16 protein-coding genes are annotated in these 14,677 nt (G+C 68.8%); 2 read left to right on the top strand and 14 right to left on the bottom strand.

Annotation, left to right across the window (positions count from 1 at the left end):
- Nucleotides 1-27 precede the first annotated feature (27 nt).
- The 13 genes from K3N28_RS05190 to K3N28_RS05130 form a co-directional block, all read right to left on the bottom strand.
- Complete coding sequence (locus K3N28_RS05190) at nt 28-1,956, bottom strand: YfjI family protein (RefSeq protein ID WP_228091423.1); 1,929 nt, start codon at nt 1,954-1,956, stop codon at nt 28-30.
- Between the two features lie 59 nt (nt 1,957-2,015).
- Entirely contained in the window at nt 2,016-2,477 is a 462-nt protein-coding gene (locus K3N28_RS05185; RefSeq protein ID WP_228091422.1) for a Pycsar system effector family protein, read from the bottom strand.
- A gap of 43 nt (nt 2,478-2,520) precedes the next feature.
- A complete protein-coding gene (locus K3N28_RS05180) occupies nt 2,521-2,718 on the bottom strand; it encodes a hypothetical protein (RefSeq protein WP_228091421.1) in 198 nt (65 codons plus the stop codon).
- Between the two features lie 54 nt (nt 2,719-2,772).
- Nucleotides 2,773-2,910, bottom strand: a complete 138-nt coding sequence (locus K3N28_RS05175; protein ID WP_228091420.1) for a hypothetical protein — start codon at nt 2,908-2,910, stop codon at nt 2,773-2,775.
- Between the two features lie 204 nt (nt 2,911-3,114).
- Nucleotides 3,115-5,238: a hypothetical protein gene (locus tag K3N28_RS05170; RefSeq protein ID WP_228091419.1), complete on the bottom strand. Its 2,124-nt coding sequence runs from the start codon at nt 5,236-5,238 to the stop codon at nt 3,115-3,117.
- Nucleotides 5,239-5,338: 100 nt separating this feature from the next.
- Complete coding sequence (locus tag K3N28_RS05165) at nt 5,339-7,303, bottom strand: hypothetical protein (protein ID WP_228091418.1); 1,965 nt, start codon at nt 7,301-7,303, stop codon at nt 5,339-5,341.
- Between the two features lie 11 nt (nt 7,304-7,314).
- Nucleotides 7,315-7,521 carry a hypothetical protein gene (locus tag K3N28_RS05160; protein WP_228091417.1) on the bottom strand — a complete coding sequence of 69 codons (207 nt, stop codon included), beginning with the start codon at nt 7,519-7,521 and terminating at the stop codon, nt 7,315-7,317.
- A 102-nt stretch (nt 7,522-7,623) separates the two neighbouring features.
- Nucleotides 7,624-8,913 carry a DUF2637 domain-containing protein gene (locus K3N28_RS05155; protein ID WP_228091416.1) on the bottom strand — a complete coding sequence of 430 codons (1,290 nt, stop codon included), beginning with the start codon at nt 8,911-8,913 and terminating at the stop codon, nt 7,624-7,626.
- A complete protein-coding gene (locus tag K3N28_RS05150; protein WP_228091415.1) occupies nt 8,910-9,524 on the bottom strand; it encodes a hypothetical protein in 615 nt (204 codons plus the stop codon). Before K3N28_RS05150 ends, K3N28_RS05155 begins: the two co-directional genes overlap by 4 nt.
- A gap of 112 nt (nt 9,525-9,636) precedes the next feature.
- On the bottom strand, nt 9,637-9,996 hold the full coding sequence (locus K3N28_RS05145; protein ID WP_228091414.1) for an RRQRL motif-containing zinc-binding protein: 360 nt from the start codon (nt 9,994-9,996) through the stop codon (nt 9,637-9,639).
- Complete coding sequence (locus K3N28_RS05140) at nt 9,997-10,659, bottom strand: GGDEF domain-containing protein (protein ID WP_228091413.1); 663 nt, start codon at nt 10,657-10,659, stop codon at nt 9,997-9,999.
- Complete coding sequence (locus tag K3N28_RS05135; RefSeq protein ID WP_228091412.1) at nt 10,656-11,153, bottom strand: hypothetical protein; 498 nt, start codon at nt 11,151-11,153, stop codon at nt 10,656-10,658. Before K3N28_RS05135 ends, K3N28_RS05140 begins: the two co-directional genes overlap by 4 nt.
- Nucleotides 11,154-11,162: 9 nt before the next feature.
- Nucleotides 11,163-11,387 carry a DUF6284 family protein gene (locus tag K3N28_RS05130; protein WP_228091411.1) on the bottom strand — a complete coding sequence of 75 codons (225 nt, stop codon included), beginning with the start codon at nt 11,385-11,387 and terminating at the stop codon, nt 11,163-11,165.
- Between the two features lie 166 nt (nt 11,388-11,553).
- On the opposite strand from K3N28_RS05130, the gene K3N28_RS05125 reads away from it, so the two are divergent.
- Together K3N28_RS05125 and K3N28_RS05120 are read left to right on the top strand one after the other, a co-directional pair.
- Nucleotides 11,554-12,435, top strand: a complete 882-nt coding sequence (locus tag K3N28_RS05125) for a winged helix-turn-helix domain-containing protein (RefSeq protein WP_228091410.1) — start codon at nt 11,554-11,556, stop codon at nt 12,433-12,435.
- Nucleotides 12,432-13,088: an HAD family hydrolase gene (locus tag K3N28_RS05120; protein WP_228091409.1), complete on the top strand. Its 657-nt coding sequence runs from the start codon at nt 12,432-12,434 to the stop codon at nt 13,086-13,088. The genes K3N28_RS05125 and K3N28_RS05120 overlap by 4 nt, the downstream gene beginning before the upstream one ends.
- A 380-nt stretch (nt 13,089-13,468) precedes the next feature.
- On the opposite strand, the gene K3N28_RS05115 is transcribed toward K3N28_RS05120, so the two are convergent.
- Nucleotides 13,469-14,218: a BRO family protein gene (locus K3N28_RS05115; RefSeq protein WP_228091408.1), complete on the bottom strand. Its 750-nt coding sequence runs from the start codon at nt 14,216-14,218 to the stop codon at nt 13,469-13,471.
- Nucleotides 14,219-14,677: the final 459 nt, after the last annotated feature.

Here is a 14,677-nt window from a genome sequence, read left to right as displayed (position 1 = left end):
GGAGGACGGGACCGGCGGCGAAGTTTCCTAGGCCGAGCCGCCGGTTCTGGTGCGTATGTACGGATGGAAGTCGTATCGGGGTGAGGGCCGTCCGGGCTTGCCAGCCGGAGCGGGGAGCTGGCGGACGTAGCCGTGATCTTCGAGGACGGCGAGGGCGGCGCGGACTTTCTCGGCGGTGCTGAGGCAGATCCGCCCCCGCACGCCTCGGTAGATGTCACGCAGTTTCATGCCGGGTTCGGCGTTGGCTTTGAGCCAGTCGAGGAGGATCGCGGCCGGCGCGGCTTCGGCGGTCGCGCCCATGTACGCCCACACCGCGAGAGCGTGCTGGGCGTAGTAGTGGCCGAGGATCGCGGCGGCGTCGATGGTGTCGGCGTCGATCGGTTCGTATCGGCCGACATAGCCGTGCTCGGCGATGTGCAGTAGCGCGGCCATGCGGACAACGGCACCGGTCCACTTGTTCGCCCATGACAGGATCGGCGCCCACTCGCCGCCGGGGGCAAGCCGTGGTTCCCGCTGACGCTCCAGCTCGGTCACTTGAGCAGCAGCGGCCGGAGTGAGTTTGAGCGTGGTCGGCTCGGCGGTCATGTGCGCAGCGTGGGTCAGAGCGGTGATGCGGCGGCTGTATTCGCGCTCGACGGATTCGGAGACCGGATCGGGGTCGTGGTTACGCGATCCAACTCGGCTGGCGGGCATGGCCCACAGGAAGCGGGCAAGGAGGCCGCGCTCTTCGAATCCGGGGACGGCGGCGGCGTCGCGAAGTACGGCGGGTTGGGGTGAGAGCCCGATGGTGAGGGCGGCGGATTCGATGTGCTCGGATCCGCTCGTCTTGCGTTCGACGCGCAGCGATCCGCCGGAGTGGCCTTTGAGGAACACGTCGAGGTCGGGTACGCCGGAATAGCGGCCCGCGATGGTCTGGAACAGCCCACCCTCGTCGGAGAGGACCGCGAGGCATCCGCCGTGGCGTGCCATGAGGGTCTTGACCATCTCGGGAGTCACGTCGTCGGCGAACAGGCGCGGCTCGACCGGAACGGTGATCTCTTCGGCGGCGAGGGCGGCGGCCTTGGCATTGTTCATTGCGTCGGGGTCACCACCGGACTTGGCGGCGGCGATGCGGGCGGCTTCTGCAGCGCGGCTGAGGATGTCGGCCTCAGTGGCGGCTTCGATGATCCGCGGGCGGATCTCCTCCGCGAGTTCCGATTCCACTGCGGTGAGCGGGTGGCGGACCATCGCGTCGAACACGGAAGACTTCCGGTTCCCCGGGCCGAGAGCGACGCACACGAACAGGACTGCTGGCTCGACCCAACCGGGCCGGACCTTGACGCGGATCGTGCCTTGCGCAGCGGTGGAAAGGGCGGCGAGGGCCATCGCTCCGGCGAGGTCGGCCGGGGTCTGGGTGGCCTCGGCGACGCCTGCGACCATCCGTTCGACCCATTCGGGCAGGACCATCGTCGGAAAGTTCGGCAGATCGCCGTAGTCGTTGAGCGGGATCGGATCGGGCCATGCCCCGCCGACCGTGGTGACACTCGCCAGTGCTTCGCGGGAACGGTCGAGCACGGCGTCGAGGTCTTCCCCGGTCTTGTCGGCGAACTGGCTCAAACGCGAAGCGATCACCTTGATCTCGCGGCGGTGTGCGGCCTCGGCCACGATGCCGGCGTAATACTCCCCGTTGGCGGCGGTGGGGACGGCGACGAGCAGATCGTGCAGGTAGGGGCCGCCGCCGGCCTTGTTCAAGTTGCCTTCGTCGGCGAGACGGGCGGCGATGGCGACAGGTGCGGTCGGTTTGCCCTCGGCGTGTTGGGAGGCGATGGCGTCCCAGATGAGGCCGTGACGGGGAACATCGAACGATCCGGCGTTGATGTGGGCGGCGAGGGCGGGGACGGTGGCCTTGTTGAGCATCGCCGCGCCGAGTACGACCTGTTCGGCCTCATGGGTCGGGTTCGGGTGCTTGGACTGCATGGCGTTCGGTCCCTTTCCGGGTCCGGGGCCACCTCGCGGTGGCCCCGGTTTGGGTTCGGCTAGTTGATGAGGGCCAGGGCGACGGTGCTCGCGGCGAAGACCGTGGCGGTCGCGGCGGTGGTGAGGGCGCGGCGCAGCCACTGGTACTTGCGGTCGAGGATCGAGTTGAGGTCGATGACTTCGGCGGCGAGGTGGGCACGGAGGACGCGCGGGTCGTTTCTTTCGAGGAAGTCCAGGAGGGCGTCGCTGTCGCGGTGGCGCTTGCCTGGCGCGGTGCCGCGCCTCGGCCACACGACTGCGCCGAGTTGGCCGATGACGGCGAGGCCGAGCGCGGCGGCGGTCCAGCCGACGACGGTGGCGGCGGGCGTGAGGCCGATGAGTGCGCCGGCCGCGATGGCGGCGGCGAGGCCGGGGACGACGGCTCCGGCGAGGGCGGTGGCTTTCGCGTCGGCCTGCTGGGTCTGGGTGCGAGCGTGGGTGCGGCGTTCGCGCAGTTCGGTGTCGATGGCAGTGAGGTCCACGGTTGCTCCTTTCTGGGTGGGCCGGCTCCGTGGGATTGGTGGCTTAGGCGTCCGACTCGGCGTAGTAGCAGGCGTCGCAGAGGTGGTCGTAGTCCAGACGTCCGGTGTAGGAGTTACAGCCGCCGCAGCACTCGCAGAACCCGTTGTCGTCGTAGGCGGTTCCGCACTGGGAGCAGATGCCCTCGCAATCGCAGTAGCTCGCGGTGTCGTACTTGAGTCCGCACAGGTCGCAGGTGTCCATGGCGGCGTCTCCGTTCGGGTTGGGCCCGGCCCCGAGGGGGCCGGGCGCGGTGGGTTACTCGTCGGGTTCGTCGCACCAGACGCATTCGCAGTCGTCGAAGCACGCGGCGGTGGATCCGCAGTACTCGCAGGGGCAGCCGCATTCGCCGTTGTGGTCGGGGAGGATGCCGCAGTCGGGGCATTCATCGGTCATCTCGGTGTCTCCTTCGGTATCGGGTCGTGGTCGGTAACGGATGGTGGGAGGACCCTGTTTTGGGTGTGCGGGGCCGCGATCCCCTTTCGGAGGGGGGTCTGCCGGTAGCTGGTGTTAGGTGTTAGTTCGCAGCTCAGGTGCGACTAACGGGTGCGGTAACGGCTGTCGGTCGCGCTTTGGCGTTAGGTGCCGTTAGCCCTCGTGTTAGGCGCTGGTGTTAGCGCCCGTGCGGACCTCCTCGGCGGTGTCGGCGACCGGTTCGCGGTCGAGTCCGGCGAGTAGGTCGGCCAGGCGGTAGCCGCGGGCGTTGGTGCCCCAGGGCCCGGCGCCGATCTGGACGCCGGCCTCGACGCCGTAGGGGGTGACGAGTGCGGCGAGGGTCTTGGCGGAGATGTCAGTGAAGGCAGTCTCGGCGGCGGCGAGGGCGGTGAGGAGGTCGCGGGTGGGGGCGGCTTCGGCGCGGGTGGCGCGGATGTGGTTGACCATGACGCGCATGGCGACCTTGCCGCAGGCGAGCAGGTACTTCGCTTCGCCCTCGTCGGGGCCGAAGCGGTCGTGGAAGATCGCGCGCAGCCGCAGCAGTTCGTTCGACGCTCCGGCCGGGGCCGCGTCTACGGCGGGCTCGGCAACGGCCGGTGCGCCGCTGTCGGGGTTCGGCACGGCCGTGACAGGCTCGACTACGGCGGCGTCGGTGTCGGTGACTTCGAAGGGCTGGTCGTCGCGGATGGCGGCGAGCAGGGCCTGGATGCGCGGGTTGGTCCACCGCTCGGTGTAGGCGCGCGAGGCCCCTTGGGCGGCTTCGGGTTCGAGGGTCGGGCGCCAGGCGGCGTAGTGGGCGGCGCGGGCGGGGATGTCGTCGGTGGGCAGGTAGAACACGCGGCGGGCGGCCTTGCGGGAGTCGCGGAAGATCGTCAGCACCGAGCCGGGCTGGTTGAACGCGGTGGGGTCGACCCCGCCCAGGTCGGCGTTGGAGATGCCGAGGGTGTTGAACACTTCGGCGTGGGTGCGGACCCGCAGGATGTTGTTGATCGTGGTCTGGGATAGCAGGTCTTGGGCGTTGGAGCCCAGGAACGACATGGTGGCTCGCTGGGAGAAGAAGTCGATGTCCATGCCCTCGGAGCGGAACTTGCGGACGTACTGGATGAGCAGTTTGATGACCTCGCGCTGCTGCTCGTCGCCGTACCCGGCGAGGAGGTCGGCGATCTCGTCGATGTCGATCCGGATCGAGGGCAGCTTGGGTGAGGGCGTGATCTTGTCCTGGCGGCCGCGGCCCCGCTGCCGGATGGCGGCGATGCGCACCAGTTCGCGCAGCATGGCGTGGACGTCGCCGATGGTGAAGCCGACCCAGTCGAAGACGGGCCGGGCGGCGTCGCCTTTGGCGTAGGCCTCCAGCCACGGCCACACCAGGGCGCCGTTCTTGAAGTCGATGACCCAGATCAGGCAGTCCGCGCAGGAGGCGAAGTTGTCGATCATGACGTTCTGCAGGCCGGACTTGCCGGCGTCGCGCTGTCCGATGGTGGCCGAGGACTGGTAGGCGTAGACCTCGGTGGCGATCTCGCCGTCTTCGAAGCGGCCGGTCGCCAGGGGGTCGAGGATCGAGCGGGGCTGGGCGGGGACGGTCGGCATGGGGACCAGGTCGGCCAGGATCGACCGGTTCGCGCGGGTGAGGCGGACCTTGCCGACGTGGAAGCCTTGGGGCTGTTCGAGGCGGACCGCGCCGCGGAAGGGGGCCTTGAGCGCCAGTTCGAGCGGCTCGATCAGGCCCAGGGCCTGCCGGAACGTGGTGCCGCCGGGCGCGATCTCGAACTCGGCGGTCATCCGGTCCTCGTCGGTGTCCTCGCCGGTCATGGCCCAGCCTTTGATGCCGGCGGCGCGGACGGCGACCTCGGTGGCGGAGCGGCGCTCGACCACGGTCTGGCGTTCGAGGTACTTCCGCTGGTGCGAGCGGGCTTCCCCGGCCAGGAGCACGGCGTAGACGATCGCGAGCGGCAGGCACACCCCGGCCAGGATTGCGAGGTGCACCAGGGTGGCTTCGATGGCGAACACGTTGAACGTCAACGTGGTCGAGGCGTAGGCGGCCCAGGCGGTCGCCACGACTGAGCAGGCAGCGGTGTAGCCGACGCCCAGGGGCCGGAATCCGGCCTTGTGGACGGTCCAGGTCAGTGTGGCCCCGGCGACGAGGCCGATGGCGGCGACGATCAGCCACGGCAGTCCGGCGACGTAGAGGATGATGCCGACGATGTACAGGACCAGGACCCCCGTCACGGGGTTGGACCAGGCCGCGACATCCCATTCGCGGTCGTTGACCGGTGCGTATCCGCTGCTCATGATGGCTCTCTCCCTTAGCAAGTGGTGCGGTGGTGGGTGTGGGTGCCGCCGTGCCGGGTGGCGGGGCCCGGCCGCCCCGTAGGCGGCCGGGCTGGAAGGATCAGTCGAGGTTGTTGCCGTAGTCGGCCATGTGCTCGTTGGGGCGCGGGGCCTCCAGACGCTTGTCGTCCTCGGTGTGGAGGGCGGCGAACATGGCGGCGTTGGTCTCCGCGCCGTGGCTCATGCTCTGGAGCTGCGCGGCCATGTGCCGGTAGTTCGCGGCGGTCTCGGCGCCGGCCGGGGTCTGCTCCAGCTGGTCGGCCAGGGCGCTGAAGGAGGCCGCGAAGTTCGCGAACATGCCCGGGGTGGCGTTGACCATGCCCTTGATGTCGCGGTAGTTGCGGAACTGGTAGCCGCCAAGGCTCGCGACCGACTCGGACGCGCCCTGGACGACGGGGTGGTACTCGCTCATCTTGTGGTGCCTTTCTCGTTGTGCGGGTTGGACATTCATGACGGATGGCAGTGTCCGCGGTTCGGACGGCGGGGGCGGGGCGATCGGCCCCAGACTTGGTCCCTGCGCCGCAACCGGGCGGGAGCGGTGACCTGCTCCGAGTCCGGCCGCCGGGGCGGGGCCGGGCATCGGCTGAGGCCCGGCGGGTCCTTCGACGCGGACGGCGTTCAGGACCGGCCCGGGGCCCTCGCGGCGGGGCCGCTTCGGCGGCGGTGCGGGCGCGAACTCGGCTGTACGTGGCTCGGTCTGCTCCGAGCCCGACTGGGCTTTCATCGCTGCGGTAACCGTGTCGGCCACAGTGTCAGCCCGGTCCTCGGCGGCCCTCTGGCGGCGGACCCAGCAGTCGCGGAACGCCCCGGTCGCGTAGCTCGCGGCCCGGCCGGTGTCGGCGGCGTCCTGCTTCGCGGCCCGCCAGCCCTTCCCGGCCGCGCGGGCCCCGCCCATCGCCGTTGACTCCCCGGCCCGGCCCGCCCAGGTCTTGAACTGCTGCCACCGGCCCGGCCGCTCAACGGTCTCGCCGTCGATCACGGTCGGCCCGGCCCCCTTCGCGCCCGAGCGCTTGGTGCCCTTCGCTCCCGGTCGGCCCGGCCCGGCCTTCGGGCCGCCCGCAGTGCCGGGCCCGGCCGGTCCGCCAGGGCTCGTCTGCCCCGGCATACCGTGCCCCCCGGCCTTCGCCTTGCGGAAGAACCGGCCCCCGAACCGACCGGCCCGGCCCGGACGGGCCCCACCGGTCGCGCCCGGCCCGGCCTTCGGGCCGCCCCCGGCCCGTGCCCCCGGACGGGCACCGGCCCGACCCGCACCCGAGCCGACTCCCGGCCCGGTCGCTCCGGCCCGCTTGCCCCGGCCGGGCATGAGCCGACCCAGCAGGCCGCCCCGCCCCTTCCCGGCCCCAGCGGCCGAGCCGGACGCACCGAGACCGGTCTTGCGGCCCGCCCTCGCGGTACGGCCGCCCTTGCCCAGGCCGGGCGCGGCGGCGCTCATGCCCGCCTTGCCCGCCCCGGCCGGACCGCCGCCCTTGCGGCCCATGAGCCGACCGAGCTGCCCCCTCCGCCCCGCACCCGCGCCGGAGACGCCGGGTGAGGCCGCCGCGCCGCTGCGGGCGAGCGGGCCCCGGCCCTTGCCCCGCCCCGCGGCCCCGGCGGCGCCCGTGCCGGGGGCGGCGGTGCCGCCGCGCCCGAAGCGGCCGCGCATACCGCCTCGCACGCCCTGGCCGGGGCCTTGGGCTTCACGGGTCTGCTTGCGGTGCTTGCGGGTCGCGGCGATCAGCCCGATCACGGCTGGGAGAGCCAGGACGGCGACCACGAGGGCGGCCAGCCACCAGGCCATCCCGGCTTGGACCAGGCCGATGAGGACCAGGATGCCGGCCAGGGCGAGCGGGACCGACCAGCGGCGCATCGGCGAGGCTTTCGCCTTCGCGCCCGGCTTCCCCGCCGCGGCGGGCTTGCCCGCGGCGCCAGGGCCCGCAGGGGCGGGTGTCGGCGTGATCGGATCGGGAGTAGTGGTGAGGGCGGGGGTCTCGGCCCGCCCGGCCCCGGCGGCTTCGGCCGGGGCCTTCGTCGGCTTCTGCTCAGTCATGTCGGTGCGCCTCAGAACGACTGGATGAAGGTGGTCGTGCCCGCGGCGATGCCGTAGACGACGGTGTTGGCGAACTCGCCGATGGCGGGGACGGCCCCGATCAGGCCGAGGATGCCGAGGATGAAGATCGTCTGGCCGAACAGGAACGAGCGGCGCAGGGCCCACATGCCCAGGGCCAGCAGCGCGACGCTGACCAGGAGGATGGTTCCGGTGTCCATGAGGTGTGCTCCTTCGAAGCGGTTGCGGTGGTTGCGGCGTGCGTTGGTGTTGCGGTGTCTGGGTGGCGGGGCCGGTCGAGCAGCTGAGCGGCCCCGCCGGGGTTAGTCGGTGACGGTCTCGGGAGCGAGCAGCCCGGCCTCGGTCAGCAGGCGCTTGGCGCGGTCGGAGCCGCAGTGCAGCTCGGCGCGGGCCCGCTTGATCGAGACATGGCCGCCCTCGTCGGGCTCCAAGGCCTTGAGCCGGGCGATGGCGTCGGCGTCGTCCACGCGCGGCGTAGTCGCCTTGCCGGCGGCCTTCACGGGCGCCTTCTTGGCCGGGGTCTTGCGTGCCGGACGCTCCGCGGTGGCGGTGGCGGTGGCGGTGGCGGTGGCCGGCGCCGGGCTCGGCGCGACGACCTCGGCAACGTCCGCGCCCTGGTCGTCGGCAGTCTGGGGCGGCACGAAGGTGTAGACCTCGGTGTCGGTGAGCTTGCGCAGCTGGTAGGCGGTACGCAACTGAACCGGGGCCACCAAACGCCAAGCGAAGCCGTAGCGGAACCGCAAGGCGGCCTTGGCCTCCAGGCGCATCGACTCGACCTTGCGTGCCTGGGCGGCGGTGCGGACGCCCCACAGGCGCATGTGCCGCCACAGCCGCGCCGTGGTGACCGGCGACAGTAGCCACCGGGCCAGCCCCAGCGACTCAGTCCGGGTGCCGGCGGCAAGTCCGGCGCGGACCTTGACCACGTGCGTACCGACCTCGCTGGCGACGATCCACAGGCCCGGCAGAGCCACGTGAGCGACGCGGGCGATCAGGTCGTCATAGGCGGTGACGTTGATGTAGAGCGTCATCGCGGTCAAGACGCCCGGGACGGCGCGGACCCACGGCATGGAGATGTTGATCCGGGCCAGCACCAAGTTGAGGGCGGCGAACGCCACGATGCCGACGTCGATCCCGAGCGGGACCATCCAGGCCTTGTCGCCGAAGAACGGCGCCAGGGCGTCGGTCTGGGTGTCGAAGGAGATGATGAACCCGAGCCCCGCCAAGGCGAGCACCGCAGTGACGACGCCAGCGATCGCGCAGACCAGGCCAAAACCCAGCGGCTCTACTTCGGCGGACTCATCCTCGGTGACCTCGTCGCGGTCGTCGTCCTCGATCTGGTCGGGGATGACGGCGTCCTCTTCGGGGAGGCGGTGGCGGCGCGCCATGTCGGACAGGCCCTCGAGCAGGGCCCGGTTGGCCGGGTTCGGCGGCTGCGGCAGCAACTCCGCAACCTCGTCAACCGCGATCGTGGTCGCAAGCGCGGGCTCGGCCGGCATGTCGGTGTCACCGCTCAGCAGCTCCGCTTCCAACTCGTCCCAGTCGATCTCGGGCTCAGGGTCGGGCTGCGCGGGCGTGGGAACAGGCGTGCTCATCGCGGGTCCTCCTCGGTGTTGAAGCGGACGGCGTCAGTGATCAGGCGGATGAAGTCCTCGCCGATGCCGAACCGGTTGGCGACCGCTGAGAGGCGCATGATCGCTTCGAGGTCGCGGCCGTCAGTGGTCATGACCTGGATCGCGCCCATCTCCTCCACCAGCGTCAGCCAGCTCTCATCGTCGAGGCGGCCCAGCTGCGGGTACTGGCGCTCCAGCAGCCGCAGCTGCGCGTCGGTGAGCGGTTTACTGCCGAACAGGGCCTCGATCGCCGCCTTCGCCTGTCCCGCACCGTTCACCGCGGCGGGCTCGGTGCGGGGCTGCGGGATACGCGGCGCCCTCGGCACACGCAGGGCACGAGGTTCGCGGGGAGGACGCGGGCTGGTCGTGTCGCCGCCGATCACGAGGCCGACCACGTTCGCGCCCGGCGGGATGTGGTCGACGACCTGGCGGACCGACAGCGACCCGTCACCACTGCCGGAGACGCTGATCATGCCGTGGGCGTCGCAGGTGAGCGTCGCGCCGTTGACGGTCATGGTCGTGTTCGGGGACATGGTGAAGGTCATGTCGCCGTCAACGGTGACCTGTTGGTTGCGGATGTCGATGTGGGTCACTGGTTCTCCTCGGTGGTGTCGGCGGCGAGCAGGGCGAGCACGTCGGTCACGGCCTGCTCGAAGTCGGTCTCGGCCTCGCTCACGGCGGGCTCCAGGACCTCGGTGGTGGTGGTCATCGGGCTGCTCCTTCGTGGCAGGTCAGGCATTCGCCCAGGCTGCGCGGGATGTAGTAGCCGTATTCGGTGCCACAGGTCGGGCAGATGCACTGTGCGACATGGGCTTTCAGCAAGGCGGCGAGCTGTGCGTCAGTGGCCGGGCGTTTCGGTCGGGCCAGGTCCTCGCGGTAGAGGTAGGCGACCCGCCGGCCGCGCCGCCATTTGATCTGCGCGGCGATCGGTTGGCGGCCTCGAGTGAGCCCTTTCGCAGCGAGCTGACGGCGAGTGCACAGACCCTTCGGAGCGGAACCGAAGTTGTAGGTCGGGATCCCGAACCGCTCGCCGGTCGGGTCGTCGAAGCGCGCCAGGTAGCCCATCTACGCCACCGCCTCCACGACCTCGTGAGCGGTCGCCCACTGGTCGAGGTCCCGCACCCGAACTGCGGGGCGATCGCCCTGGATGGTGGCGGGGTGGTCGTCGGCGGCGGGGTCGAACACCGCGAGCGGAGCACCGGTCGCCTTGGCGCGATACGAGGCCGCGTCCGCGCGGCCCAGCTGGACCCCGAAGTCCTCGGCAGGGCCGAACAGCGTGGCCCCGGCGGCCATGGTCACCGGCATCGCCTGCCCGTCTGCGCCGGTCGCGGTGACCGCGAGGACGCCGGCGCCGATGGCGGCCAGCTGCTCGGCCGAGCAGAGCAGCACGAACTCGTCGCCACCGAAGCGGCCCGCGACACCGGTCGTGGCGACCAGGCGGCGCATCCGGGCGGCGAGGGCCTGCAGGACCTGGTCCCCGGCGGTGTGGCCGAGCGTGTCATTGACGACCTTGAACCGGTTGCAGTCCGCCGCGACCAGCCACATTCCCGGGCTCGCAGAACGGATTGCCCGGGTGAACCCGGCCCGGTTGAAGAGCCCGGTCAGCGGATCGTGGGTGATCGCCTGGTGCTGGCGACGCAGCCGCAACCCCAGCGGCCCCGCCGTCGCCGCAGCGGCGACCAGGCCCGCCGAAGCCGCCGTGATGAGGTAGGAGGTCTTCAGGCTCATCGTTCGGTCTCCGCGAAGTCGAGGCCGAGGCGGCGAGCGTGGGACTTGGCGGCCTTGCGGACGGCGGAGCGTGCCTGCGCCTTGGTCAGCCCGTCAACCGATTCGGCGCATTCGGTAGAGAGGTCGTCGAAGGACCAGCCCTGGCCGCGCCTCTCGAAGCTGGCAGCGGCAAGCACGAACATGTCGCTTCGGTTGTGGGGGTTGAAGCGGATGCCGGCCTCGATCTTCCGGGCCTCGTACGTCGGCTCCCAGACCGCGACGGTCGGCTGCATCTTGAACTTCGAGCACCGCAGTGTCGGCACCTTGGTCCATCGGTCCAGTTGCCAGACCACGGGCTTACGGCCGAACTCGGTGGTGATTTTGACGCGGCAGGCGTCGAGCCGTTCGACCACGGCAACGGTCTCGCTGCGCAGAGCCGGGCTCGCAATGACGTCGCCCGCCTCAAGGTCCTCGGCCTTGACCGGCTGGGCCTCGATGTCCCTGAAGGAGTACACGGTGGCCTCCTAGGACATCGAGAACGTCGGGAAGGCGAACTTGACCTCGTCGCCCAGGGCAACGTCGATGTCGAAGTCGCCCAGGCACTCCGGGAAGAGCTGGTGCAGCTCGTCCTCCAAGAGCGACAGCTCGGCCTCGATGGCCGGCCACTCGGCCTCGATCGCGTCGAGCTCGGAGAAACTCGGCTCCTGGTCGAACCAGTCGGGCTCGTTGATGGTGGTGAGGTTCAGCACGGGATGCCCCCAAGGAAGTTCTGGCGTTTGGGAAGGACGGAACCGAAGCTCCTGGTCGACTTGGATAGCCAAGTCGGTTAAGCATCACCATACACATCCTGGCTAGCCATGTCAACGCAGGGTCGCAAGATTCCCGTCCTGGCTAGTCAAGTGCTATGTTGGGGGCATGGACGACTACAGCGACGAGTACGACTTCCTGGGGAAACTCGATCAGGACAGCAGCGATAGCTCATCTGTCCAAATCGCGAACAGGCTTAAGGCGGCGATTTTGACGGGCAAGTTCGCGCCCGGAGAGACCCTGCCCTCGAACCAGAAGCTTCAGAACCGCTTCGGCGTCGCCCGCGAGACTGTCAAAAGTGCGTTCAAGATCCTCACGGACAAGGAAAAGTTGGTTGTCACCCAACAGGGCCGACTGCCTCGCGTCCGTGTTAAGACGCACCGCAGCGTCGAACTACGGCCCCACGTCGAAGCGCTCTTCAAAGACGACCACGTAGCGATCGACTTCGCCGGATTCTCCGGCGAGACCCTGAAAGGAGTCGTGCTCGAACCGCTCGACCGCATCCGGATGGGAGAGCTGACACCCCAGGACGTCACCTTGCGGATCATGGTCTCGGATATGCGGCTGCCGATGTCGCTCCCAACGCCTGTAGATCCGACCAACGACGCGTCTAGGGTGACCGAGCGGATGGCCCGAATCACAGACCGGGCGTTGGAAACCATCGTGAACGATGTCCGAGAGCTGGAGGAACTCGGCCTGATCAAGTCAGGCTCGGTGGAGGTGCGGATGCACGGCATCTCTCCGGTCTTCAAGCTCTTCATCCTCAACGGAGCCGAAGTGTTCTTCGGCTTCTATCCGATCGTTCAGCACTCCGTGCCGATCAACGGGGAACGGGTCGAGATCTTTGATCCCATGGGCAAGGACGCCAGCCTGTTCCACTTCTCCAGCACCGGCGAGGACGCTGAGCAGGGCGAGATGTTCGTGAACGCTGCCCGCACCTGGTTCGATTCGCTGTGGGATACCGTCGCGACCACCAGGGACATCGGATGAAGCTCGATCCCCAAACAGTCATTGCAGGCAAATCGTTGCTGCTGCTCGACTTCGACGGGCCCGTGTGCAGTGTGTTCGCCGGGTATCCCGCCTCACAGATCGCCGCGGAACTTGTCGAGTCGCTTCGGGAACTCGCTCCGCAGATTGCCGACGCGATCAAGGATGAGCATGACCCGATGGAGGTGCTACGAGGTGCCGCCAACTCGCTACCTCGCGCTCAAATCGACAGCATCGATGAGCAACTGAGCCTGGCAGAGAGCTTGGCCGTCGAGAGCGCGGAGCCAACGCCGGGCATAGGCAACCTGATCTCCACGGCGGTCACGGCTGGCCTCACGGTCGCAATCGTGAGCAACAACAGCGCAGGTGCGATCGCAAAGTACCTCAAGTGCCACGGTCTCGATGAGGCGATCGAGGCCATCATCGGGAGGCCGTTCGGCCTCCCCGAGCGGATGAAGCCGGACCCGTACCTCCTGAACGAGGTGCTCAAGGTGACAGGCACCGACGCGCAGGGCGCCTGCTTCGTCGGAGATTCCGTGACCGATATCGAAGCCGGTAAGAACGCCGGCGTCATGACGATCGGCTACGCGAACAAGGAGGGGAAGGCGAAGCGCCTCAAGGATGCGGGCGCTTCACTCGTCGTGGAGTCGTTCTGACCCCTGGCCAATATGGCCCAAATGGCCACAACCCAAGGATTTAGCCGGTCTACCTGGGAAAACGTTTGGTCCTCGTACGTGGCCAGTACCCAGCCAAACCCGGGGGCACATGGCCAAAACTCCCGGTGCGGTCTGGCGCCGGGAGTTTTGGCCATGTCGGAGGAACTATCGGCCGAGTTCGGCCATGTCGCACCGCGGGCCATCTTCCCAGGTCAAAGGACACCACCAAGAGTTGTGGCCCTTTTGGCCATATTGGCCATGGGCCCGCCCACCGGGAGGCATCTCAGTCACCCGCGAGGAAGCTCTGCACTCGTTGTCTTCCGTCGCGCCATGGTCGGAAACGCCCCCACACCGAGTGATGCGGGGGCTTTCACGTGCAGCTACTGCTTGGCGTTGACCTCTTCGAACGCCGCCTTCAGGATGTGCTCCGGGTAAGTGTTCGCCTTCCCGAAGTTCGGGTGGTTGACCTGCCCGACGCGGATGCCCTGCTGCTTTGCCATGCGGGTAGCGACCTTCCCGACTCGGGACAGGTACACCTGCTCGGTGCACAGCGGCGGGTGCGTCTTCGCGTATCCGAGGGCGGAGACGTAGCCGTGATTGCCCTCGAGCGTGCTCACGCGAGCTTCGAGCTGCGTGTGCCGCTGGTCTTGCCGTTGTTGGACGAGCTCGACTGCGCCCACACGCACCTGGGTGTCGTGGATTTCGTAGAGCACCTTCTCCAGGACCGCGAGACCGCCGGAGAGCTGCGGACGGACCTCGGCCTCCCGAGTCCGGATGGCAAAGTACGCCTGAGCGGAGGCGACCGCGGGCTTGTTGGGGTCACCGTTCATCGCAACCAGGTAGGCCGCGAATCGCGTCAGGCGGTAGTCAGATCGCGGTCGACCGCCGGTACCTTTCTCGGTGATCGCCGAAAAATGCTGGTCAGCGTCGCGCCCGGAGTTCTTGGCGCTCTGGTAGGCCCGCTCGGTGATGCGGCGGAAGTCCTCCCAGTGGCGGTACTCCATCAGGGGCATGAGTTCACGCCCGGTCCAGTACTCGTTGCCGTGTTCGTCCAAGTGTTTGACCTGATCAAAGGGGGAATTGCCGCCCCCGTGATACGGTTCTTCGCACGCAAACATGATAGCCTTCAAGGCATCTCCAATGCATAGATGTGAGCTTTAGCGGAGATCTCTGCCCGTCGTCGAGTTACCGCTCGCGGCGGGCTTCTCCATGTCCGGCGGTACGCCGGCTGGCCTGAGTTCGTGAAGGACCCCTTCTGGCCTCGGGTGGGTTTCTCCGGTCCGCTGGAGGTCCATCGGCGGGCCGGAGTTCATCGCTCGGGAACTGCCCGGACGGTCCGGCGGCAGCGACGTGAATCGCGGCCGTCTTCGCTCAGAGTACCATTCCCCTCCGACTCCGGAAAGCGGCCGACGACCGCAAGGAACCGTCGGCTGCCGACTTCCTGTAGATACCTCTACAGATTCCTCTAGGTGCCCCTGGGTGACCCGGGATGACCCGTCGGCGTGGACGGTGTGAGGCTGCATTGCCTGCTCTAGCTGCGAAGATACACTGTTGTTTCTATTTACACGCTAACGAGAGGATGTCCCTAA

The sequence above is a fragment of the Glycomyces sp. TRM65418 genome (genome assembly GCF_019710475.1).
In the GTDB taxonomy this organism is placed as follows: Bacteria; Actinomycetota; Actinomycetes; order Mycobacteriales; family Micromonosporaceae; genus Glycomyces.
Note: the sequence above shows the minus strand (reverse complement) of the source record. Positions and strands in the feature narration are given on the sequence as shown.